Source organism: Micromonospora vinacea (genome assembly GCF_015751785.1).
GTDB lineage: Bacteria > Actinomycetota > Actinomycetes > Mycobacteriales > Micromonosporaceae > Micromonospora > Micromonospora vinacea.
In genome coordinates this window covers 390,240-412,280 of sequence record NZ_JADOTY010000001.1, presented here as the reverse complement: position 1 = coordinate 412,280, position 22,041 = coordinate 390,240, and the positions used below count along the sequence as shown (strand labels likewise).

Annotated in this window: 21 protein-coding genes; 20 read left to right on the top strand and 1 reads right to left on the bottom strand. The window is 71.4% G+C overall.

Annotation, left to right across the window (positions count from 1 at the left end):
* Positions 1-109 precede the first annotated feature (109 nt).
* Both IW249_RS01980 and IW249_RS01975 read left to right on the top strand, forming a co-directional pair.
* The gene (locus IW249_RS01980; protein WP_091408968.1) at positions 110-1,042 is read left to right on the top strand and encodes an ABC transporter ATP-binding protein; all 933 of its coding nucleotides are present in this window, start codon (positions 110-112) and stop codon (positions 1,040-1,042) included.
* Positions 1,043-1,450: 408 nt separating this feature from the next.
* A complete protein-coding gene (locus IW249_RS01975) occupies positions 1,451-1,990 on the top strand; it encodes a hypothetical protein (protein ID WP_196919236.1) in 540 nt (179 codons plus the stop codon).
* A 155-nt stretch (positions 1,991-2,145) separates the two neighbouring features.
* Here IW249_RS01975 and IW249_RS01970 read toward each other — a convergent pair whose 3' ends face one another.
* Positions 2,146-2,361, bottom strand: coding sequence for a flavin reductase (locus IW249_RS01970; RefSeq protein ID WP_307788495.1), 216 nt, complete (start codon positions 2,359-2,361; stop codon positions 2,146-2,148).
* A gap of 288 nt (positions 2,362-2,649) precedes the next feature.
* Here IW249_RS01970 and IW249_RS01965 point away from each other — a divergent pair, with 288 nt between their 5' ends.
* The 18 genes from IW249_RS01965 (at position 2,650) to IW249_RS01880 (ending at position 21,997) form a co-directional block, all read left to right on the top strand.
* Positions 2,650-3,438, top strand: coding sequence for a helix-turn-helix domain-containing protein (locus IW249_RS01965; RefSeq protein ID WP_196919234.1), 789 nt, complete (start codon positions 2,650-2,652; stop codon positions 3,436-3,438).
* On the top strand, positions 3,429-3,620 hold the full coding sequence (locus tag IW249_RS01960) for a DUF397 domain-containing protein (RefSeq protein WP_196919233.1): 192 nt from the start codon (positions 3,429-3,431) through the stop codon (positions 3,618-3,620). Before IW249_RS01965 ends, IW249_RS01960 begins: the two co-directional genes overlap by 10 nt.
* Positions 3,621-3,851: 231 nt before the next feature.
* Positions 3,852-4,640: an ABC transporter permease gene (locus tag IW249_RS01955; protein WP_196919232.1), complete on the top strand. Its 789-nt coding sequence runs from the start codon at positions 3,852-3,854 to the stop codon at positions 4,638-4,640.
* 70 nt (positions 4,641-4,710) lie between these two features.
* Positions 4,711-5,520: an ABC transporter permease gene (locus IW249_RS01950; RefSeq protein ID WP_196919231.1), complete on the top strand. Its 810-nt coding sequence runs from the start codon at positions 4,711-4,713 to the stop codon at positions 5,518-5,520.
* A gap of 65 nt (positions 5,521-5,585) precedes the next feature.
* Positions 5,586-6,605 carry a YihY/virulence factor BrkB family protein gene (locus IW249_RS01945; protein WP_196919230.1) on the top strand — a complete coding sequence of 340 codons (1,020 nt, stop codon included), beginning with the start codon at positions 5,586-5,588 and terminating at the stop codon, positions 6,603-6,605.
* 260 nt (positions 6,606-6,865) lie between these two features.
* The gene (locus tag IW249_RS01940; protein ID WP_196919229.1) at positions 6,866-8,044 is read left to right on the top strand and encodes an ROK family protein; all 1,179 of its coding nucleotides are present in this window, start codon (positions 6,866-6,868) and stop codon (positions 8,042-8,044) included.
* A gap of 133 nt (positions 8,045-8,177) precedes the next feature.
* Complete coding sequence (locus IW249_RS01935) at positions 8,178-9,686, top strand: sugar ABC transporter ATP-binding protein (RefSeq protein WP_196924590.1); 1,509 nt, start codon at positions 8,178-8,180, stop codon at positions 9,684-9,686.
* Positions 9,683-10,810, top strand: a complete 1,128-nt coding sequence (locus tag IW249_RS01930; protein WP_091408995.1) for an ABC transporter permease — start codon at positions 9,683-9,685, stop codon at positions 10,808-10,810. The genes IW249_RS01935 and IW249_RS01930 overlap by 4 nt, the downstream gene beginning before the upstream one ends.
* Before the next feature lie 96 nt (positions 10,811-10,906).
* A complete protein-coding gene (locus IW249_RS01925) occupies positions 10,907-11,959 on the top strand; it encodes a substrate-binding domain-containing protein (protein WP_196919228.1) in 1,053 nt (350 codons plus the stop codon).
* Positions 11,960-12,012: 53 nt separating this feature from the next.
* The gene (locus IW249_RS01920) at positions 12,013-13,188 is read left to right on the top strand and encodes a Gfo/Idh/MocA family protein (RefSeq protein ID WP_372433023.1); all 1,176 of its coding nucleotides are present in this window, start codon (positions 12,013-12,015) and stop codon (positions 13,186-13,188) included.
* Positions 13,189-13,830: 642 nt separating this feature from the next.
* Complete coding sequence (locus tag IW249_RS01915; RefSeq protein ID WP_196919226.1) at positions 13,831-14,997, top strand: inositol-3-phosphate synthase; 1,167 nt, start codon at positions 13,831-13,833, stop codon at positions 14,995-14,997.
* The gene (locus IW249_RS01910; protein WP_196919225.1) at positions 14,981-15,835 is read left to right on the top strand and encodes an SCO3242 family prenyltransferase; all 855 of its coding nucleotides are present in this window, start codon (positions 14,981-14,983) and stop codon (positions 15,833-15,835) included. The genes IW249_RS01915 and IW249_RS01910 overlap by 17 nt, the downstream gene beginning before the upstream one ends.
* The gene (locus IW249_RS01905; RefSeq protein WP_231392377.1) at positions 15,832-16,800 is read left to right on the top strand and encodes a sugar phosphate isomerase/epimerase family protein; all 969 of its coding nucleotides are present in this window, start codon (positions 15,832-15,834) and stop codon (positions 16,798-16,800) included. The genes IW249_RS01910 and IW249_RS01905 overlap by 4 nt, the downstream gene beginning before the upstream one ends.
* Before the next feature lie 55 nt (positions 16,801-16,855).
* Positions 16,856-17,464, top strand: a complete 609-nt coding sequence (locus tag IW249_RS01900; RefSeq protein ID WP_196919224.1) for an EboA domain-containing protein — start codon at positions 16,856-16,858, stop codon at positions 17,462-17,464.
* Positions 17,465-18,322, top strand: coding sequence for a TatD family hydrolase (locus IW249_RS01895; protein WP_196919223.1), 858 nt, complete (start codon positions 17,465-17,467; stop codon positions 18,320-18,322).
* A complete protein-coding gene (eboE, locus tag IW249_RS01890; RefSeq protein ID WP_196919222.1) occupies positions 18,322-19,521 on the top strand; it encodes a metabolite traffic protein EboE in 1,200 nt (399 codons plus the stop codon). Before IW249_RS01895 ends, eboE begins: the two co-directional genes overlap by 1 nt.
* The gene (locus IW249_RS01885; RefSeq protein ID WP_196919221.1) at positions 19,518-20,933 is read left to right on the top strand and encodes an alkaline phosphatase family protein; all 1,416 of its coding nucleotides are present in this window, start codon (positions 19,518-19,520) and stop codon (positions 20,931-20,933) included. Before eboE ends, IW249_RS01885 begins: the two co-directional genes overlap by 4 nt.
* Positions 20,930-21,997 (top strand): polyprenyl synthetase family protein, encoded by a 1,068-nt coding sequence (locus IW249_RS01880; protein WP_196919220.1) that lies wholly within the window; start codon positions 20,930-20,932, stop codon positions 21,995-21,997. Before IW249_RS01885 ends, IW249_RS01880 begins: the two co-directional genes overlap by 4 nt.
* The last annotated feature ends 44 nt before the right edge of the window (positions 21,998-22,041 follow it).

Below are 22,041 nucleotides of genomic sequence, written 5' to 3'. Positions count from 1 at the left end.
ACCGGCGGGTCGCGTGCGCCGTCGCCCTGCCCGTCTCGCGGCGGACGTCCCGGCACAACCGCGCGTATTTGCGTGGAGGGCTGTCGGACCCGGCGGTTAGGGTCGGACGGTGACTTCGGGGCGACCACTGATTCAGGCTCGGGGGCTGGTGAAGCGGTTCGGTGATTTCACCGCCGTGGACGGCATCGACGTCGAGGTGCGCCCGGGTGAGGCGTTCGGCTTCCTCGGGCCCAACGGAGCGGGCAAGTCGTCCACCATGCGGATGGTCGGCTGCATATCCCCGCCCAGCGGCGGTGAGTTGCGCATCCTCGACATGGATCCGGTGGCCGACGGGCCGGCGATCCGGGCGCGCCTCGGGGTCTGCCCCCAGCTGGACAATCTCGATCCGGAGCTGACCGTCCGGGAAAATCTGACCGTCTACGCCCGCTACTTCGGCATCTCCCGCCGGGCGGCCCGGGAGCGCGCCGCCGAGCTGCTCGACTTCGTCCAGCTCACCGAGCGCGCCGACAGCAAGGTCGAGCCGCTCTCCGGTGGGATGAAGCGTCGGCTGACCATCGCCCGCGCACTGGTGAACGATCCGGAGATCGTGCTGCTCGACGAGCCGACCACCGGGCTCGACCCGCAGGCCCGGCACCTGGTGTGGGAGCGGCTGTTCCGGCTCAAGCAGCAGGGCGTCACGCTGGTGCTCACCACGCACTACATGGACGAGGCCGAGCAGCTCTGCGACCGCCTGGTGGTGATGGACGGCGGCCGGATCGTCGCGGAGGGCTCACCCCGAGCGTTGATCGAGCAGCACTCGACGCGTGAGGTGGTCGAGCTGCGCTTCGCCGCCGAGTCGCAGGAGCCGTTCGCCGGCAAGCTCGACGGGCTGGGGGAGCGGGTCGAGGTCCTGCCCGACCGGGTCCTGCTCTACGTGCCCGACGGCGACGCGGCGGTCGCCGAGGTCACCGCGCTGGGGCTCCAGCCGGCCAACGTGCTGGTCCGGCGCAGCGGCCTGGAGGACGTCTTCCTGCACCTGACCGGCCGCACCCTGGTCGACTGACGGGCCAAAGAGGATCGTTGGCAGCCCATCCCTGCGACATTTCCGGTGTATCGACCCCGGCCCGTGAAGATCCACTCGGCTTCCTGCAAGTCGGGGTGATGCGGCGAAGTGGACAGCCCGACTTCCTGAAACCCGAGTCGATCAAGCGGCCGGGGCCAGGGGTACCGGCCAGGCCGAGGCGGGCGGCTGGGCCGAGGCGGGCGGCTGGGCCGAGGTGGGCGGCTGGGCCGAGGTGGGCGGCTGGGCCGAGGTGGGCGGCTGGGCCGAGGTGGGCGGCTGGGCCGAGGTGGGCGGCCAGGCGGGGCGAGTGGCTGGGGGCGGGGGCCGGACGACTGGGTGAAACGCGGGCGACAAGTCGAGGGGAACGTCGTAAGGTGGCCGGCGGTCTGCCGTAACCCGGGGAGTTTCATGTCTGATCTGGTGACCGCCAACCGACGCCAGGCCGGGCTGACCGCCCTCTACCTGGGCATCTTCGCGATGGTCTGGTTCAGTGTGCCGGCGGCGGAGCAGCCGCTACGTGCCCTGCTGGTGGCGGGCAGCATCGTCGCACTGCTCACCGCCGTGCTGGGCGGTGTGCTGTCCTCCCGACTGCGGGGTGCCGGCAGCCCTCGGGACCGGGCCGCCGACCGCCCGTACCTGCTCATCGTCGTGGCCGAGTTCGTCGCCGCCGGGCTGGGTGCCGCCGTGTTGGTGGCGGCCAACTGGTCCGAGTACGTGCCGGTGCTGGTCTGCCTGGTGGTCGGTCTGCACTTCTTCCCGCTCGCCCCGCTCCTGCGGGATCCGTTGCTGCGCCCGCTCGGTGCCGCGCTGTGCCTGGTGGCGGCGGCGGGCCTCGTCACCGGCCTCGCCTCGGGAGTCTCCGCCGGGTTGGTGGTCGGCGTCGGCGCGGGAGTGCTGCTGCTCGCTTACGCCGTGCAGGCGCTGGTCCGCGGTTACCGGCCGGCCTGACCGGCGCAGCCCGCCGAAGTCGGGGCCGCCGCCCGCCCGTCGACACCACGGCTCGGCCACCGAGCACCCGGTCCGACCATTGACGGTCCGATCGTTGGCAGCTCAGCAGCAACCGTTCCCGCGTGTCGAGCTGCTGAGCTGCCAACGATCACCGCTCAACGGGCTCTGGCCCAGGTGACGAAACGGTCGGTCAGTCGATCCTGACCGGCCTGGCCGGCGAGGTCCCCGGCCGCCTCGTAGAGCAACGCGGCCAGGTAGATGAGCAGGCCGATCCGGTCCTCGCGGTACTCGCCCAGCAACGCCAGGCGGGCCGGCGAGCAGGGCCACGCCGCCCCGCAGACCCGACAGCGCCAGGACGGGCGCGCCGCCACGTGGGGGCGGTACCGGGGCATCAGCGCCCGCCGCCGTCATGAGCCGACCAGATGAGTCGCACGGGGGAACCTCCGTCGGGTGGGTGGGGAGCGCCCCGGATCGGGGGTCACGGGGCGCTCCCGGCCTGGTTCCGCCCGCCGTCTGATCCCGTGAGCGGTTCCGCTGCGTGACAGTCTGGTGAGGACCCGACTACGGTGGGAGGTTCCGCACGCTGACGACCAGCGCGTACGGCGATCGGCCCGGCACGGTACGGGAATGTACGGGGGTTGTCCGTGGAGAGTTCGTCCATGCTGGAGCACTTCGCCGAGGAGCTGCGACTGGCCCGGGCCGCCAACGGGATGTCACAGGCCGCGCTGGCCGAGGCGTTGAGCTATTCCGGGGCGCTGGTCGCCAAGGTGGAGACCTCCGAGCGCCGGCCGAGTCTGGACTTCGCCCGTCGGTTGGACGCAGTGTTCGGGGCCGACGGTCGGTTCGAACGCATCCAGCGGCGGATCAGCCGGGAGGCCGTGGTGCCGTGGTTCCGCGACTGGGCCGGCATCGAGCAGGAGACCACAGCGCTGCGCTCGTTCGAGCCGCTGTGCGTGCCGGGCCTCCTGCAAACTGAGGGGTACGCCCGTGCGCTACTGACCGGCGGCGGCTTGTTCGCGGCGGACGAGGTCGAGCAGCAGGTGGCAACCCGGCTGGACCGTCAGAGACTGCTCACCCGAGACCGGCCTCCGCTGCTCACTGCCGTGATCGACGAGCACGTGCTGCGCCGATCTGTCGGTGGGCCGGGAGTTATGCGCGAGCAAGTTCAGCACCTCGTGAAGCTCGGCACGGCGTTCCCGAGGGTCCGAATCCAGGTAGTGCCGACTCCCGCTGGTGCTTACGCTGGGCTCGGAGGGCCGTTCGTGATCGCAAGCTCGTCGCAGGGGGAGGACCTTGTCTATCTCGCCGGGCAGCGTCACGGGCAGGTGATCGACCGCGCCGAGTACGTCCGTCAGATGGTCGAGGTGTGGGAGTCGATCCGCGGTGAGGCACTATCGCACGGGCAGTCCCTCGATCTGATGGCGGAAGTGGCGGAGACATGGATTTAACCGGTGCCCGGTGGCGCAAGAGCATTCGTAGCGGCCCGGATGGCGGCAACTGTGTGGAGGTTGCCAGCAACCTGCCTGGGCTGGTGGCCGTCCGCGACTCCAAGGACCCGACCGGCCCCGTGCTCGTCTTCCCGCCCGACGCGTGGCGCGCGTTCGTCGGCTCCGACTCCGTCGGCCGGTAGGTAGGGAGCGACCACGCCGCCTTGATCGACTCGGCTTTCAGGAAGTCGCGGCATCGGGGTGGCTCTGACGCCGCGACTTTCAGGAAGCCGAGTCGATCAACCAGCGGAGCCCGGCCGACGCGGTGAAACCCGGGCGACACGTCGGCGGGGTCGTCGTAGGGTGACCGGCGGTCTGTCGTACCCCGGGAGTAGACAGGTCGTGGTGACCGGCGTGGCGGGCGGGGTGGTCGGGTGAGTGTGGCGGGATCGGCGCGGTTCCCATGGGTGCCGGCGTACGCGGTGTTCGAGCACTACCTGGTGGGTCTGCGACGCACCTGGCGGGCGGGGGTGTTCTCCTCGTTCCTGCTGCCGGTGCTGACCGTCCTCGGGTTCGGGGTCGGCGTCGGCGCCTACATCGACCAGGGCGTCGACGGGGTGCGTTACCTCGACTGGCTGGTCCCGGGGCTGATCGCCTCGACAGCGCTCCAGGTGACCGTCGGCGACTCGACCTGGCCGGTGTTCAGCAACTTCCAGTGGATCAAGACCTACTTCGCGCAGGGCGCGTCGCCGCTGCGGGTCTGTGACATCGTGGCCGGGCACCTGGCCTTCGTGCTGTTCCGGGTGCTCACCACGATCGTGGCGTTCCTGCTGGTCACCGGGCTGTTCGGGGCGTTGCGGTCGCCATGGGCGGTGGCCGCCCTGCCGGTGGTGGCGTTGTTCGGGCTGGCTGTCGCCGCGCCGACCTTCGCGTACGCCGCGTCGGTGCCCAGCGACAGTTGGCTCGCGATGCTGTTCCGGTTCGCGGTGATCCCGATGACGCTCTTCGCCGGGGTGTTCTTTCCGGTCGAGTCGTTGCCCGAGGCGCTGCGCTGGCTGGCGTACGCGACGCCGTTGTGGCATGCCGTGGACCTGTGCCGCGCGGCCACGCTCGGCGTCGCCCCACAGTGGTCGATCGTCGGGCACCTGCTCTACCTGGCTGCCTGGGCGGTCGCCGGCTGGTTGCTGGCGGTGCGCGCGTTCCGTCGCAAGCTCGTCGTCTGAGCCCGAGCAGGCCCGGCAGCCGAGCGAGCAAGAGCAACTCGTCGTTTGAAGAGCAAGCAGAGAGGGTGTCGTGGTCACGCTGATCCTGCCCCGGCTGGTCGATGTCTCCGCCGCGTCCCGGCGGTCGGCGTCGGTGGTCGGGCGCAACGTCGCGGCGCTGAAGTCGGTCTACTGGCTGCTGCTGCTCTCCGGCTTCGTGGAGCCGCTGCTCTACCTGCTCTCCATCGGGGTGGGCGTCGGCGCGCTGGTCGGCGACCTGCCGCTGCCGGACGGGCGGCTGGTCTCGTACGCCGAGTTCGTGGCCCCGGCGATGCTCGCCTCCTCGGCGATGACCGGGGCGCTCGCGGAGACCACCTTCAACTTCTTCGGCAAGATGAAGTACATGAAGCTGTACGACGGGATGATCGCCACCCCGGTACGGCCGTTCGAGATCGCCGTGGGCGAGTTGGGTTGGGCGATGCTGCGGGGCAGCGCCTACTCGGCGGCGTTCCTCGGGGTGATGGTCGCGCTGGAGTTGACGAGCGTCACCCGCGCGCTGACCGCCCTCCCGGCCGCGGTGCTGGTCGGGTTCGCGTTCGGGGCGCTCGGCATGGCGATCTCCACCTTCATGCGCAGTTGGCAGGATTTCGACCTGATGGGCTCCGCGCAGTTCACGCTCTTCCTCTTCTCCGGCACCTTCGTGCCGGCGCAGGCCTATCCGACAGTGCTGCACTGGCTCGTCGAGATCACCCCGCTGTACCGGTCGGTGCACCTGATCCGGGGGGTCGCCCTGGGCAGCGGTGGTTGGCTCTGGTTGCTCGACGTGCTCTACCTGCTGGCGGTGGTGGCGGTCGGTCTGCTGGTGGCTTCCCGCCGGATGGCGAAGTTGCTCTACAAGTAGGGGGTTATCCGCGCCCGTCGGCGGGGCATGTCCGGAGGTGACACCGCCGACCAGGAGGAGGGGCGATGGCCTCGGACGAGTCTTCCGCCCAGCGTGAGCGTGATCCCGCCAGCACGCCGGTGGGGCCCGACGCGGGCCCGGACAGCCCCACCGACCTGCCCGGCAGTGGCTGGAAGGCGGCGTTGCGCCGGACGATCAGCGAGTTCCAGGACGACAGCCTGACCGACTGGGCGGCGGCTCTGACCTACTACGGGGTGCTGTCCATCTTCCCGGGCGTGCTGGTGCTGATCTCCCTGCTCGGGCTGCTCGGCGAGAGCGCCACCGAGGGCGTCAAGGACACCGTCAACCAGGCGGTGCCGGACGACAGCATCCGGCAGATCATCACCGATGCGATCGGCACTGCGGACAGGAACGGTGGTCTGGCCAGCCTCGCCGCGATCATCGGTCTGGTGGCGGCGTTCTGGTCGGCTTCCGGTTACATCGGCGCGTTCATGCGCGCCTCCAACACGATCTACGACGTGCCGGAGGGCCGGCCGATCTGGAAGACCCTGCCGATCCGACTCGGGGTAACAGCGGTGATCGGTGTGCTGTTGCTGGCCAGCGCGGTGATCGTGGTCTTCACGGGCCGCCTCGCCGAATCCGTTGGCGACGTGATCGGGCTCGGCTCGACGGCGGTCGCGGTGTGGGACGTCGCCAAGTGGCCGGTGCTGCTGATCCTGGTCAGCCTGATGTTCGCGATCCTCTACTGGGCCTCGCCGAACGCCCGGCACGGCGGTTTCCGCTGGGTCAGCCCCGGCGGGGTGCTGGCCGTGGTGATCTGGCTGGTGATCTCCGGCCTGTTCGCCCTCTACGTGAGCAACTTCGGTTCGTACAACAAGACGTACGGGACGCTGGCCGGGGTGATCATCTTCTTGGTCTGGCTCTGGCTGAGCAACATCGCGATCCTGCTGGGGGCGGAGTTCGACGCGGAGTTGGAGCGTGGTCGCGCGATCTCGGCCGGCCACGCGGTGGACGACGAGCCGTACGTCGAGCTGCGCGACGACCGCAAGCTCCGCAAGAAGCGCAACTCTGCCGGCCGTCGCTGACGGTCCCGCGCCAAACGCCCCGCCACCGAGGATCGGCTGGCGGGGCGTTTGCGTGTCCGTCGATGGAACTGCGGGCGAGGGGACGCGGGCCGTCCGTGATCCTTTCCTTGATCGACTAGTAGCTTTTGTTCTTTCGGACAAAAGTTGGTCTCGGAACGGTTGAAGCTCTGGACAGGCGGCGTGGAACGCTCTTACTGTGTCGGACACAACACATCGGCATTGCGTCGATGTGAACGCTGCCAATGAAGAGGGGGCCCCGGGTGCGCACCGTCGACCCCCTACACGTGCGTCTGTTGCGGCTGCTCCGCGACGAGGGCGCCGTGTCCCGAGCTGAGCTCGGTGACCGACTCCAGATGCCGCGTCCGCGGATGCTGGCCGAGCTGGATCGCCTGGTGGCGCTGGGCTACGTCGCCGAGGCCGGGCTCGCCGCATCCCGAGGTGGGCGTCGCTCGACCCTTGTCGAGCTGAACCCGAAGCTGCGCTTCGCCGCCGTCGACCTCGGTGCCAGTTCGATGGACGTCGAGGTGGTCAACGGCCGCCTCGAACCGGTGGCCCACTACGCCGAGGCGGCCGACATCCGCAACGGCCCGAAGGTGACCCTGCAACGGGTCAACGAGCTGCTGCACAAGGCTCGGGTCGACGGCGCGTACGAGCGACTGGACGCGGTCGGCATCGGCGTACCCGGCCCGGTCAGCTTCCGCGACGGCGTTCCGGTCTCACCACCGATCATGCCGGGCTGGGACCGGTTCCCGGTGCGTGAACTGCTCAGCCGGGAGCACGGCTGCCCGGCGGTGGTCGACAACGACGTCAACATCATGGCGATCGGGGAGCGGCACGGTGGGGTCGCCCACTCGGTCGACGACTTCCTCTTCGTGAAGATCGGCACCGGCATCGGGTGCGGCATCTACCTCACCGGCGAGGTCTACCGGGGCACCGACGGTTGTGCCGGCGACATCGGCCACATCCAGGTCGACTCGCACGGTCCGATGTGTTCCTGCGGCAACGTCGGCTGCCTGGAGGCGCTGTTCAGCGGCGCCGCGCTGGCCAAGGACGCGGCAGCCGCCGCCCGCAGTGGGACCTCGCCGGCGCTGGCCGAGCGGTTGGCCCTGCGGGGAGTCGTCACCGCGCTGGACGTCGCCGAGGGCGCCGTCGAGGGCGACGTGACCTGCATCCAGCTGATCCGGGACGGCGGACGGCGGGTCGGCGGGGTGCTCGCCGGCCTGGTCAGCTTCACCAACCCGTCGATGATCGTGATCGGCGGCGGGCTGGCCCAGCTGGGTCACATCCTGCTCGCCGAGATCCGCAGTGTGGTCTACCGCCGGTCGCTGCCGCTGGCCACCGGCAACCTTCCCGTCGTCCTGTCCGAGCTGGGCGGCCGTGCCGGTGTCACCGGTGCGGCGGTGCTCGCGAGTGACGTCGCCTTCGGGGAAGCCGCATGAAGCTGTTCGAGATTCCGTCGTGAGCGAGGAGGAGACTGTGGCTCTGCCCGAGGATGACCCCGCCACCGCGTCGGCCGAGGCCGTCGCCGAGGCGCCGCTGGTCGAGGCTCCCGCCGACACCGTCGCGGGCGAGGTGGTCCTGCGCCTCACCGACCTGGTGAAGACCTTCCCCGGCGTACGCGCGCTCGACGGCGTGCAGCTTGAGGTGCGTGCCGGCGAGGTGCACTGCCTGCTCGGGCAGAACGGCGCCGGCAAGTCCACCCTCATCAAGGTTCTCGCCGGGGTGCACCAACCGGATTCCGGGCAGGTGGAGTGGCGCGGTGAGCCGGCCACGTTCGCCAACCCGCAGGCCGCCATGAAGGCCGGCATCGCCACCATCTACCAGGAGCTCGACCTCGTCGAGGACCTGTCGGTGGCGGAGAACGCGTTCCTCGGGCACGAGTACCGCAACTTCGGGTTCGTCCGGCGCGGCCGGATGGCCCGCCACACCCGGCAGATCCTCAGCCGGCTCGGCCACGGTGAGATTCCGCCCGGGCGGATGGTCCGGTCACTGCCGGCAGCCGGCAAGCAGATCGTCAGCATGGCGCGGGCGCTGTCGCACGAGGCCCGACTGATCATCATGGACGAGCCGAGCGCGGTGCTGGCCCACGACGAGGTCGGCAACCTGTTCCGGATCATCCGTGAGCTGACCGCGCAGGGCATCGCCGTCATCTACATCTCCCACCGGCTGGAGGAGATCCGCGAGATCGGCGACCGGGTCACCGTACTCAAGGACGGCCGGACCACGGCGGCGAACCTGCCGGCGCGCGACACCCCGACCCGCGACCTGGTGAGCCGGATGACCGGCCGCACCATCGAGTACGTCTTCCCGGACCGGCCGACCGAGGACTCCGCCGGCGCCGACCTGCTCCAGGTGGAGGGGTTGACCCGCGCCGGCGAGTTCGCCGACGTCTCGCTGAGCGTGCGCGCCGGGGAGATCGTGGGCATCGCGGGCCTGGTCGGCTCCGGTCGCTCCGAACTGCTGGAGACGATCTACGGTGCCCGCCTCCCGGAGGCCGGCACGGTGCGGATGGACGGGAAGGTCCTGCGTCCCGGCGTCGGCGCGGCGGTTCGCGCCGGCATGGGGATGGCCCCGGAGGAACGCAAGAGCCAGGCGCTGCTGCTCGGCGAGCCGATCTACCGCAACGTCACGCTGGCCACCTTCGGCCGGTACGCGCGGCTCGGCTTCACCAACGCCGCCAAGGAACGCGCCGAGGCCGACCGGATCGCGGAGACCCTGGAGCTGCGGCCCCGGGACGTCGACCGGCCGGTACGCACGCTGTCCGGCGGCAACCAGCAGAAGGTGGTGGTCGGGCGTTGGCTGCTCGGCGGCACCAAGTTGCTGCTCCTCGACGAGCCGACCCGGGGTGTGGACGTGGGCGCCCGGGCCGAGCTCTACCAGGTCATCCGGGCATTGGCCGCTCAGGGCGTGGGGGTGCTGCTGGTCTCCAGCGAGGTGCCCGAGGTGCTGGGTCTGGCCGACCGGGTGCTGGTGATGCGGGAAGGGCGGGTCGTCCGCGAAGCCGCGGCCGGCGAACTCGACGAGAACACTGTGCTTGACCTCGTGATGGCGGGGTCCTTGATGGAAGGCGCACCGGCATGAGCGACGCGACTCCCACTCCCACCGCGACACCGGAGCGCCCGCAGCTTCCGGCGCAGTCGCCGCCGGTGGACCCGGCGGAGACGGCGGTGGCCAATAACAAGGCAGGATCCGGGGGCAAGCTCTCCTGGTGGCGGGGTGACGGTGGCGACGGCGCCAAGCGCAACCTCGGTCTGATCGGGGTGCTGGCCGCGCTCATCGTGGTCGGCGCGGTCACCAAGCCCGACCTGTACGGCGACCCGAACTGGGTCTGGAACAACGTCCTGGCCATCCTCCAGTTGGCCTCGGTCGTCGGTGTGGTCACTGTCGGCATGACCTTCGTGATCATCGGTGGTGGCATCGACCTGTCGGTCGGCGCGATCGTCGCGCTGGCCGGGGTCTGGTGCACCACTGTGGCCACCCAGAGCTACGGCGCCGGCGGCATGATCTTCGCCGCCCTCGCGGTCGGCATCTGCGTCGGCCTCGTCAACGGTGTGCTCATCTCGTACGGGCGGCTGGTCCCCTTCATCGCGACGCTGGCGATGCTGGTGGCCGCGCGAGGGCTCGCGGCGTCGATCTCCAACAAGCAGACCCAGGTGTCGAGCAGCACGTTCATCAACGACATCGCGGCGCGCAAGGTGATCGGTATCCCGATCCTCGTCTACATCCTCGGCGCGGTCGTGCTGGCCGGTTGGGTGGTGCTCAACCGCACGACCTTCGGCCGGCGGACCATCGCCGTCGGCGGTAACCCGGAGGCGGCCCGGTTGGCCGGCATCAACGTCCGGCGCCACACCATGCTGCTCTATGCGCTCTCCGGTCTGTGCTGCGGCATCGCCGCGATCATGCTCACCTCGCAGGCGACCTCGGCGCAGGCGGCGATGGCCAACCTGTACGAGTTGGACGCGATCGCCGCGGCGATCATCGGCGGGACGTTGCTCAGCGGCGGTCGGGGCACCATCGTCGGCTCGCTGCTCGGCGTCATCATCTTCGCCACCATCACGAACCTCTTCGCCATCAACGGCCTCTCCATCGAGGCGCAGAACATGGTCAAGGGCGGCATCATCGTCGCCGCCGTCCTGGTCCAGCAGTTCCAGTTCAAGTCAGTCACTCGGCTCCTCGCGCGGAACAGGGTCACCACCGCAACCTGACGCACCGCACCGTTGTCCTGGCGACGTCGAGAATTCGACGCTGGCCGGGCCTCGCACACCCTCAACAAGTCAAATCCCGCTCCCAGGAGGTCATTCATGACCCAGCACAGTCGCGACCTGTCGCGCCGCCGGTTGCTCTTCGGTGGAGCCGCAGTGGGCGCTGCCACCCTGCTCACCGCCTGCACCAGCAACGAGACCCCGGCCGCCAGCACCCAGACCAAGGCCGCCGGAAACGCCGAGGGCAACAACGCCCCGGGCAAGAAGGTCGTCATCGGCTTCTCCGCCCCGGCCGCCGACCACGGCTGGATGGGCGCTATCCACGCCAACGCCAAGGCGCAGGCCGCGGCCTACTCGGACGTGGAGTTCAAGGAGGTCGACGGCGGGTCGAACTCCGAGGCCCAGCGTTCCACGCTCGGCACCCTGATCGCCCAGAAGCCGGACATCATCGTCGTGCTGCCGCACGACGGCAAGGAGGTCAACGCCGTTGCCCTCCAGGCCATGCAGGCGGGCATCCCGATCGTGAACCTCGACCGGGCGTTCCCCGACGCGCTGGCCTCGCGGCTGGTCATCAAGGGCGACAACTACGGCATGGGCGTCTCGGCCGGGCACTTCATCGGCAAGATGCTCAAGGACAAGGGCGTCGCCAACCCGGTCATCGGTGAGATCGCCGGTCTGGAGATCCCGCTGACCGTCGAGCGCAGCGAGGGCTTCAAGGCCGCCCTGGCGACCTACGGGTTCAAGGTGGGCAACCGTCGTTCGGCCGAGTTCACCTCGGACAGCGGCCAGCGCGAGGCGTCCCAGCTGCTCCAGGCGCTGCCGAAGATCGACGCCATCTGGAACCACGACGACGACCAGGGCATCGGTGTGCTCGCGGCCATCAAGCAGGCCAACCGGTCGGAGTTCTTCATGGTCGGCGGCGCGGGCTCCAAGCTCGCGATCGACGCGATCAAGGCCGACAACACCGTGCTGAAGGCCACTGTCACCTACAACCCGTCGATGGCCTCCTCGGCCGTCTCGCTCGCGCGGCTCATCGCGCAGGGTCGGGGCCTGGGCGACCTGACGGAGCTGCAGGTGCCCAAGGAAGTGACTCTGGCCTCGGAGACGATCACCAAGGAGAACGCGAGCAGCTACGACAAGCTCGGGTTCTGACATACGGGGGGAGACCCACCTTGTCCACGACAGACAAAGAACTGCGGGTCGGCATGGTCGGCTACGCGTTCATGGGCGCCGCGCACTCACAGGCGTGGCGCACCGTGAACCGCGTCTTCGACCTGCCGGCGCGGGCCCGGATGGCGTTGATCTGCGGCCGAGACACAGCGAAGGTGGCTGACGCCGCCGACACACTCGGCTGGGACGCGTACACCACCGACTGGCGTGACCTGATCAACCGGGACGACATCGACGTCGTCGACATCTGCACCCCGGGAGACAGTCACGCCGAGATCGCTCTCGCCGCGTTGGCCGCAGGCAAGCACGTTCTGTGCGAGAAGCCGTTGGCCAACTCGGTGGAGGAGGCACGGGCGATGACCGCTGCGGCGGATGTCGCCCGGGCCGCCGGAGTGCGGTCGATGTGCGGGTTCAACTACCGCCGGGTCCCCGCGGTCACGATGATGCGCCAGTTGGTCGCCGACGGACGGCTCGGGGTGATTCGACACGTCCGTGCGACGTACCTGCAGGACTGGATCGTGGACCCGCAGTTCCCGCTGGTCTGGCGGTTGCAGAAGGACAGGGCGGGCTCCGGCGCGCTCGGTGACATCGGTGCGCACATCATCGACCTGACCCAGTTCGTCACGGGTCAGCGGATCAGCGGCGTCAGCGCGGTCACCGAGACCTTCGTCAAGGAGCGGCCGTTGCCGGCCGAGTCGAGCGGTCTGGCGGCCTCGGTGGACGGCCACACGGCGCCCACCGGAACGGTCACCGTCGACGACGCCGCGGTCTTCGTGGCGCGGCTCGACGGTGGCGCCCTGGCCACGTACGAGGCGAGCCGGTTCGCGACAGGCCGTAAGAACGCGCTGCGTGTCGAGATCAACGGCTCGCTGGGCAGCGTGGTCTTCGACCTGGAGCGCCTCAACGAGCTGGAGTTCTACGACGCGACCCGCCCGGCTGTGGAGCAGGGCTTCAACCGCATCCTGGTGACCGAGGGCGAGCACCCGTACATGTCGGCGTGGTGGCCCCCGGGCCACATCATCGGCTACGAGCACTCGTTCACGCACGAGATGCGCGACTTCATCGAGGCGGTCGCCACCGGTGTCGACCCGACTCCCTCCTTCGCCGACGCGTTGCAGGTCCAGCTGGTGCTGGACGCGGTGGCCCGTTCGGCGGAGCTCGGCTCCTCCTGGGCCGAGGTGGAACCGACGCTGACCGCGGCAACTGTCTGACCATCGACCATCCGCGACGGCGGTGTTCGCACCGCCGTCGCCCGACCGGCTTTCCGACGCCGACCGGCGAGGGACCAGCCACGGATTGCGCCCCGTGGCCGGGACAGAGGTCGGCATCGGTGAGCGTGCAGCCGGGCCCCACGGCCCGGTGGCGCACGAGCAGGACGGTCGTCCGGTGCGACCGGACCGGGATTCCCCGGCCGCACCGGAGGACCGCCACCACCGGTGACTTCCGGAGGACCTGATGACACCGCCCGCCGCCGTCCCCAGCCGTACCGCATCCGCTCGCCGGTTTCCGGCGGGTCGTGGTTCGGTCGGTGTTCCGGTGGGCGCGGCGGCCTGAGACGCCCGGCCGGGGCATGCCAACGCCCCGACCGGCCGGATGCGGGGGAGGCAGGGTCGAGACGCCGACCCGACCCTGCCTACCAGCCCCGTCTGCTCGCACCTGCCGGGATCCGGTCCGGCGTCGTCGCCGCCGACGCCGACGTCGGAAGCCGGTGCTGTTCCGGTGCGGGGCGAGCGGACGGGGCCCATCCACCCAGCCCGAAACTTTCCGAAACCCGGCCGTATCTTTCCGAAACATATTCTGATATTCCTATATTTGCCGGTACCGACGGTTCCTCGCGAAGGGGAAGGAGCACCATGCGAACAGGTGTCTGGCTGGTAGGAGCGCGCGGTTCCGTCGCGACCACCAGCATCGTCGGGGGGCTCGCGCTGCGGGCCGGCCTGGCCGGGCCCACCGGCTGCGTCACCGAGCTTCCCGAGCTGCGCGGCCCAGCCCTGCCGGCCTTCGCCGATCTGGTCTTCGGCGGACATGACCTGGCCACCACCCCGCTGTGCAAGCGCGCCGAGGCCCTCGCTGACGCCGGTGTCATCCCCTGGCGGCTGGTCGCCGCGCTCCGCGACGAACTGGGCATGGTCGAGCAGGAGCTGCGCCCCGCGCCGGTCGGCGACACCCAGGCCGACCGGGCAGCCGCCGTGGTCCGCGACCTGACCAGCTTCCGCGAGCGCCACGAACTGGACCGGGTGGTGGTGGTCAACGTCTCCGCCACCGAGCCGGCCCCTCGACCGCACCCCGGGCACGCCGACCCGGCCGCGCTGCGCGCCGCCCTCGACGGGCCGGACGAGGTGCTGCCGGTCAGCTCCCTCTACGCGTACGCGGCAGTGCTCGCCGGCTGCCCGTACGTCGACTTCACCCCGTCCACCGGGCTGCGGCTTCCGGCGCTGGCCGCGCTGGCCGAGGAGGCCCGACTGCCGTACGCCGGGCACGACGGCAAGACCGGGGAGACCCTGGTCAAGTCGGTGCTCGCGCCGATGTTCGCGATGCGCAACCTGGCCGTGGGCTCCTGGTCCGGGGTCAACCTGCTCGGTGGTGGCGACGGCGCCACCCTCGCCGACCCGGCCGCGAACGCGGCGAAGGTGCAGAGCAAGCAGCGGGTGCTCGGCGAGACGCTGGGCTACGTTCCGCAGGGCGGCACCCGGATCGAGTACGTCGAGGAACTGGGCGACTTCAAGACCGCCTGGGATCTGATCACCTTCAGCGGGTTCCTCGGCACCGGCATGCGGATGGAGTTCACCTGGCACGGCTGTGACTCGGCGCTGGCCGCGCCGCTGGTGCTCGACCTGGCCCGACTCACCGCCGCCGCGCACGCCGCCGGGCAGGTGGGTCCGCTGGCCGACCTGGGCTTCTTCTTCAAGGACCCGCTGGGCACGCCCACCCACTCGCTGGGCGAGCAGTGGGCCCGGCTGACCGCCTTCACCAGGCACCTGCACGACGGCGGGGACAGTGACCATGACAACGTTGGCTGATCTCGCCGAGCTGGTCCGTGCGCCGGCCGCGCTCTCGGTGCCCGGTGACGTGATCGCCGGGGCCGCGGCTGCCGGAGCGTTGAGCCCGCGTACCCCCGGCCTGGCCGGCGCCTCGGTGCTGCTCTACTGGGCCGGCATGGCCGCCAACGACTGGGCCGACCGGCGCCTGGACGCCGAGGAACGGCCCGAGCGGCCGATCCCCAGCGGGCGGGTCACCCCGGCCGCCGCTGTCGGTCTCGCGGCGGGCCTCACGGCCGCCGGCGTGGGCCTGGCCGCCGCCGTGGGCGGTCGCCGCGCCGCCGCGCTCGCCGTGCCGCTGGCCGCCACCATCTGGGGGTACGACCTGCTGGCCAAGAACACCGCCGCCGGTCCGGCCGTGATGGCCGCCTGCCGGGGGCTGGACGTGCTGCTCGGCGCGTCCGGTGGCCGGATGACCCGGGCGTTGCCGGCGGCGGCCACCGTCGCCGCGCACACCTGGACGGTCACCGCGCTGTCCCGCCGGGAGGTCACCGGCGCCGACGCCACCCTGCCGATGCGTACCCTCGCCGGCACCGCGTTGGTCGCCGCCAGTGCCGCCGTCGCCGCCCCTCGGCGGGTTGCGGTGCTGCCCGCAGTGCTGGCCGGCTGGTACGCCGCCCGCTACGGCGCGGCCCAGGCCGAGGTGGTCCGGGACCCGTCGGCCGGGCGGGTCCGCGCGGCCGTCGGCGCCGGGATCACCGGGTTGCCGGCCCTCCAGGGGGCCCTCACCGCACGGGGTGGAGCGGGTCTGCTCGGGGTGGCCGTCGCGGCGGCCGCGCCGCTGGGTCGACGGCTGGCCCGGAAGGTCTCCCCGACATGAGCGTCCCCGAGCCCCGGCCCGGTGCGCCGGCCGCCGACGCCACCACGCTGCGCCTCGGGTACGGCACGAACGGCTTCGCCAACCACCGCCTCGACGACGCGCTCGCCGTCATCGCCGACCTCGGCTACGACGGGGTGGCGCTCACCCTGGACCACGACCACCTGGACCCGTTCGCGCCCGGGCTCACCCGCCGGGTCGCCGCTGTCGGTCGACGGTTGGAGTCGCTGGGCCTGGGGGTGGTCATCGAGACCGGGGCCCGCTACCTGCTCGACCCGTGGCAGAAGCACGCACCGACGTTGCTGCACGACGACCCGACCCGGCGGATCGAGTTCCTGCGCCGGGCCGTGCGGATCGGCGCCGACCTGGGCGCGGAGGCGGTCTCGTTCTGGGCCGGTGTCCGACCCGAGGCGGTGTCACCGCAGTGCGCCTGGGACCGGCTGGTGGCCGGCTGCGCCACAGTGGTCGACGCGGCCGACACCGCCGGTGTCACCCTCGGCTTCGAACCGGAGCCCGGCATGCTGGTGCAGGACATCGCGGACTGGCGTCGGCTGCACGCCGCACTCGACAACCCGGCCCGTTTCGGCATCACCCTCGACATCGGCCACTGCCGGTGCCTGGAGCCCTGGCCGGTGCCGCAGTGCGTCGCCGAGGTGGCCGACCACCTGGTCAACGTGCAGATCGACGACATGCGCCGAGGCGTGCACGAGCACCTGGAGTTCGGCGTCGGCGAGATCGACTTCCCGCCGGTGCTGGCCGCCCTGGCGGCGGCCGGCTACCAGGGGCTGGTCGCCGTGGAGCTGCCCCGTGACTCGCACGCCGCACCGGCCGTGGCCGCCCGGTCGATCGAGTTCCTGCGCGCCGCCGCGGCCACCGATCACGACAGTGTCCGCACCCTTTGCTCTGCACCCGCCGAGGCGACACCTGCCGAGGCGACACCCGCCGAAGAGGCCCCGGTGCATATGTAGGTGCAGAGCAAAGGGTGGCGGGGCACCGGGGAGCAGCACCAAGGGAGGAGACGGGATGACACCGGATTCACTACGGGCCGCGCTGCGAGGCGTACCCGATCCCGATTGGCTGGACACGGCGCTGCGCCGGGTCAGCACCGAGCCCACCGCGATCACCCGGCTCTTTCCCGCCGTCGGCCGACGCTGCGGTCGGGGCGCTCTGCCCGACGCCCCCGGCTGGACCGCCGACGACGCGGCCCGGGTGCTGCTGCTCACCAGCCTGCCCGGCGAGCACGCGGAGTACGCCGAGCGCCTCTACCACCACGGTGACGCTGCCGAACGACGAGCCGTGCTGCGCGCACTGCCGCTGCTGCCGATCGGCGCCGACGGGGTTCCGTTGCTGCACGACGCGATCCGGACCAACGACACCCGGCTGGTCGCCGCCGCGCTCGGCCCGTACGCCCGGCACCTCGACCAGGCCGCCTGGCGGCAGGCGGTGCTCAAGTGCGTGTTCAGCGGCGTCCCCCTGGCCGGCGTGGCCGACCTGGACAGCCGGGCCGACAGCGAGCTGACAGCGATGCTGGCCGCGCTGGCCGCCGAACGGCACGCCGCCGGCCGGGACCTGCCCGCCGACGCCACCGACCTGCTCGACCGGCTCACCGCCGCACTGCCCCGGGAGGCGTGAATGCGCATCTTCGACCCCCACATCCACATGACCTCACGCACCACCGACGACTACGAACGGATGGCAGCCGCCGGAGTACGCGCGGTGGTCGAGCCGGCGTTCTGGCTGGGTCAGCCGCGCACCAGCGCCGCCTCGTTCACCGACTACTTCGACTCGCTGATCGGCTGGGAGCCGTTCCGGGCCGGGCAGTTCGGGGTGCGCCACTTCGCCACCATCGCGCTGAACCCGAAGGAGGCCAACGACCCGCGCTGCCGCCCGGTCCTCGACCTGCTGCCCCGCTACCTCGACAAGGACGCGGTGGTCGCGGTCGGCGAGATCGGGTACGACTCGATGACCCCCGAGGAGGACGAGGCGTTCGCGGCGCAGCTCGCCCTCGCCGTGGCGTACGACCTGCCGGCGCTGGTGCACACCCCGCACCGGGACAAGGCGCGCGGCTGCGAGCGGACCCTGGCCGTGGTCGCCGAGTCCGGCATCGACGCGGGACGGGTGGTGGTCGACCACCTCAACGAGGTGACGGTGAAGCTGGTCCGCGACAGCGGCTGCTGGCTGGGTTTCTCCATCTACCCGGACACCAAGATGACCCCGCAGCGGATGGTGGAGTTGCTGCGGGAGTACGGCACGGAACGGATGCTGGTCAACTCGGCGGCCGACTGGGGACGCTCCGACCCGCTGCTGACCCGGGCCACCGGCGAGGCGATGCTCGCGGCCGGCTTCAGCGACGACGACGTCGACAAGGTGCTGTGGCGAAACCCGGTGGAGTTCTACGGGCAGTCGGGGCGGCTCGACCTCAGCGACCTGGACGTCGCCGCCGCCGTGGACCCGCAGACCGGCAACTCGATCCTGCGCGGCGGCAGCTGATGCGGCTGCGACATGCCGGCGGCGAGGCCGTCCACCTCGGCTACTGCACCAACGTGCACCCCGCCGAGGACCTCGCCGGCATCCTCGGTCAACTGGACATCTACGCGGTGCCGGTCCGCGAGGCGCTCGGCAGCGACCTGCTCGGGCTCGGCCTGTGGCTGGCCGCCCCGGTCGCCGCCGAACTGGCCGCCGACCCCACGCTCCGCCGGCGGTTGCGCACCGAGCTGGACGCGCGGGGGCTGGAGGTGGTCACCCTCAACGGCTTCCCGTACGCGGCCTTCCAGGCGCCGGTGGTCAAGCAGGACGTGTACCACCCGGACTGGACCACCGAGCAACGCCTGACGTACACACTGAATCTGGCCCGGGTGCTCGCCGACCTGCTGCCCGACGACGCCGCCCGGGGTTCGATCTCCACCCTGCCGCTGGCCTGGCGTCGACCGTGGGACACCGGCCGGGCCGACGCGGCCCGACGCCGGCTGGACCAGTTGGCCGCCGGCCTTGCCGACGTGCAGCGGGACACCGGGCGTGAGGTGCGGATCGCCTTCGAGCCGGAGCCCGGCTGTGTGGTGGAGAGCACCGGTCAGGCGGCCGCGCTGTTGTCCGGGATGGACACCGATCGGCTGGGTGTCTGCCTCGACCTGGCCCACCTGGCCTGCGCCTGGGAAGAGCCGGCCGAGGCGCTGGAACGACTGCGGGCGGCCGGGCTGCCGGTGGTGAAGGTGCAGGTCTCCGCCGCCGTCGAGGCCGCCGACCCGGAGGGCGGGGCCGAGGCGTTGCGCCGCTGGGTGGAGCCACGCTTCCTGCACCAGACCCGTAGCGCCGGTTGCGCCGGTCTGGCCGACCCGGCCGACCCGGCGTACGCGGCCGACGACCTGGACGAGGCACTGGACCGGGCGCTACCGGGGCCGTGGCGGGTGCACTACCACGTGCCCCTGCACGCTCCACCCGAGGAACCGCTCGGCTCGACGGTGCCGGTGCTCCGCGCGGCCCTGAGAGCGCTCTTCGACGGCCCGACCGCCGGCTGTGACCACCTCGACGTCGAGACGTACACCTGGGGGGTGCTGCCGGCCGCACGACGGCCCGGCACCGACGCGGAGCTGGCCGCCGGCATCGCCGCGGAGCTGGCCTTCGCCCGGGACGAACTGGTCGGCCTCGGCCTGACCACAGAGCGAACCGTGAGCATGGGAGTGACGCGATGAGTCGGCGACTGGTGGTCCTCGACGTGGTGGGGTTGACGCCCCGACTACTGGCGCACATGCCTCGACTGCGGGGGGTCGCCGACGGCGGCTTCCGGGCCGAGCTGGGCACGGTGCTGCCCGCCGTGACCTGCTCGGTGCAGTCGACCTTCCTCACCGGCGAGGCGCCCAGCGGGCACGGGATCGTCGGCAACGGGTGGTATTTCCGGGAGCTGGGCGAGGTGTTGCTGTGGCGGCAGCACAACGCGCTGGTCGGCGGGGACAAGCTCTGGCAGGCCGCCCGTCGGGCCGAACCCGGCTACACAGTGGCAAACGTCTGCTGGTGGTACGCCATGGGCGCGGACGTCAACTGGACGGTGACGCCCCGCCCGGTCTACTACGCCGACGGACGCAAGGAGCCGGACTGCTACACCGACCCGCCGGAGCTGCACGACGCGCTCACCGGGCGGCTGGGCACCTTCCCGCTCTTCACCTACTGGGGGCCGACCGCCGGGTTGCCGTCGTCGCGGTGGATCTGCCAGGCGGCCGAGCAGATCCTCGCCGACGTGTCACCCGACCTGACCCTGGTCTACGTCCCGCACCTGGACTACGACCTGCAACGCTTCGGCCCGTCGTCGGCCCAGGCCGCCGCCGCGGCAGCGGAGCTGGACACGGTGCTCGGTCCACTCCTGGACGCCGCCCGAGCGCGGGACGCCACAGTGGTGGTGTTGTCGGAGTACGGCATCACCGACGTGTCCCGCCCGGTGGACGTCAACCGACTGCTGCGCACCGAGGGCCTGTTGCGGGTGCACACCCAGGCGGGCATGGAGTACCTCGACCCGTGGACGTCGAAGGCGTTCGCGGTCGCCGACCACCAGATCGCGCACGTCTACGTCAAGGATCCGGCCGACGTGCCGGCGGTGGCGAAGCTCTGCGCCGGCCTGCCCGGCGTGGCCGAGGTGCTCGACGCCGAGGGCAAGGCCGCACACGGTCTGGACCATCCGCGCGCCGGTGAGCTGGTGCTGGTGGCCGAGCCGGACGCCTGGTTCACCTACTACTACTGGCTGGACGACGCCCAGGCACCGGATTTCGCCCGGCTGGTGGAAATCCACCGCAAGCCCGGTTACGACCCGGCCGAGCTGTTCTTCGACCCGGCCAACCCCGGTGCCGCGAAGGCCCGCGCCGGGGTGGCGCTGGCCCGCAAGAAGCTCGGCATGCGGTACCTGATGAGCGCTGTCGGCCTGGACGCCGGCGCGCGGGCGGTGCGGGGCTCGCACGGGCGGCTGCCGGACGACCCGGCGGACGGCCCGGTCCTGCTCTGCTCCGACCCGACGGCGGCGCGGGACAAGATCGCGGCGACCGAGGTCAAGGCACTGCTGCTGGAGCTGGCCGGCCTGAGCCCGGGCGGCGCGGTCGGGTCGGGGGAGGGCTCATGACGGTCACCGTCGCGCCCACCGACGCCAGCGGCCTGCGGGCGCGCTTCGACGCGGAGCTGGCCGGGTTTCTCAGCCGGCAGGGCCCGGACTGGCCGGACGGGGCGCCGCGGGGCGTGTTCACCGCGCTGCAACGGTTCGTGCTGGCCGGTGGCAAACGGTTGCGGCCGCTCTTCTGCTACTGGGGCTGGCGCGGCGCGGGGGCGGCCGACGGCACCCCCATCGTGGTGGCCGCGGCGGCCCTGGAGCTGTTCCACGCGTTCGCGCTGATCCACGACGACATCCTGGACGGCAGCGACCGCCGCCGGGGTGAGCCGTCGGTGCACCGGCTCTTCGCCGACCTGCACGCCCGCTCGTCGTGGCGCGGCGACCCCGAGGCGTACGGCCGCAACACCGCGCTGCTCTGCGGGGACCTCTGCGCGGCCTGGTCCGATCAGATGTTCCACGAGTGCGGGCTGAGCACCGAGCAGGTGCACCGGGGCTACGGCGTGTTCGCGCTGATGCGTACCGAGGTGATCGCGGGGGAGTACCTGGACCTGGTCTCGGGCGTGGGTGACGGCTCGGTGGCCAGCGCGCTGACCGTGATCCGGATGAAGGCCGCCCGGTACACGGTGACCCGGCCGTTGCAGATCGGCGCGGCCCTGGCCGGCGCGGGGCCGGAGCTGATCGCCGCGCTCGGCGAGTTCGGTGACCCGCTGGGTGACGCGTTCCAGCTCCGCGACGACGTCCTGGGCGTGTTCGGTGACCCGGCGGTGACCGGGAAGTCGGTCCTGGACGACCTGCGTGAGGGCAAGCCCACTGTCATGATGGCGCTGGCCCGCAGCGAGGCCGACCGGCCGCAGACCCTCCGGCTGCGCGAGCTGTTCGGCAACCCGGCCCTGGACGCCGAGGGCGCGGCGGAGCTGCGCGACATCATCGAGGCGACCGGTGCGCGGGAGCGAATCGAGCAGATGATCCGGGTCCGGACCGAGGCCGCGCTCGCCGCCCTGCAGAACGCCATGGTGGCCGACGAGGCCCGCGCGGCCCTTGTTGCGCTGGCCGGACAGGCGATCGACCGACGCGCCTGACCGGCGACTTTCGATCAAATCGACAAAAGTTGATGCTGAACCGC

Bases quoted from the DNA above. Each gene is read 5' to 3' on its own strand.
- IW249_RS01975 (WP_196919236.1), top strand. From the start codon at position 1,451: ATGTCTGATCTGGTGACCGCCAACCGACGCCAGGCCGGGCTGACCGCC.
- IW249_RS01965 (WP_196919234.1), top strand. From the start codon at position 2,650: ATGCTGGAGCACTTCGCCGAGGAGCTGCGACTGGCCCGGGCCGCCAAC.
- IW249_RS01960 (WP_196919233.1), top strand. From the start codon at position 3,429: ATGGATTTAACCGGTGCCCGGTGGCGCAAGAGCATTCGTAGCGGCCCG.
- IW249_RS01945 (WP_196919230.1), top strand. From the start codon at position 5,586: ATGGCCTCGGACGAGTCTTCCGCCCAGCGTGAGCGTGATCCCGCCAGC.
- IW249_RS01930 (WP_091408995.1), top strand. From the start codon at position 9,683: ATGAGCGACGCGACTCCCACTCCCACCGCGACACCGGAGCGCCCGCAG.
- IW249_RS01925 (WP_196919228.1), top strand. From the start codon at position 10,907: ATGACCCAGCACAGTCGCGACCTGTCGCGCCGCCGGTTGCTCTTCGGT.
- IW249_RS01920 (WP_372433023.1), top strand. From the start codon at position 12,013: ATGGTCGGCTACGCGTTCATGGGCGCCGCGCACTCACAGGCGTGGCGC.
- IW249_RS01915 (WP_196919226.1), top strand. From the start codon at position 13,831: ATGCGAACAGGTGTCTGGCTGGTAGGAGCGCGCGGTTCCGTCGCGACC.
- IW249_RS01910 (WP_196919225.1), top strand. From the start codon at position 14,981: ATGACAACGTTGGCTGATCTCGCCGAGCTGGTCCGTGCGCCGGCCGCG.
- IW249_RS01905 (WP_231392377.1), top strand. From the start codon at position 15,832: ATGAGCGTCCCCGAGCCCCGGCCCGGTGCGCCGGCCGCCGACGCCACC.
- IW249_RS01900 (WP_196919224.1), top strand. From the start codon at position 16,856: ATGACACCGGATTCACTACGGGCCGCGCTGCGAGGCGTACCCGATCCC.
- IW249_RS01895 (WP_196919223.1), top strand. From the start codon at position 17,465: ATGCGCATCTTCGACCCCCACATCCACATGACCTCACGCACCACCGAC.
- eboE (WP_196919222.1), top strand. From the start codon at position 18,322: ATGCGGCTGCGACATGCCGGCGGCGAGGCCGTCCACCTCGGCTACTGC.
- IW249_RS01885 (WP_196919221.1), top strand. From the start codon at position 19,518: ATGAGTCGGCGACTGGTGGTCCTCGACGTGGTGGGGTTGACGCCCCGA.
- IW249_RS01880 (WP_196919220.1), top strand. From the start codon at position 20,930: ATGACGGTCACCGTCGCGCCCACCGACGCCAGCGGCCTGCGGGCGCGC.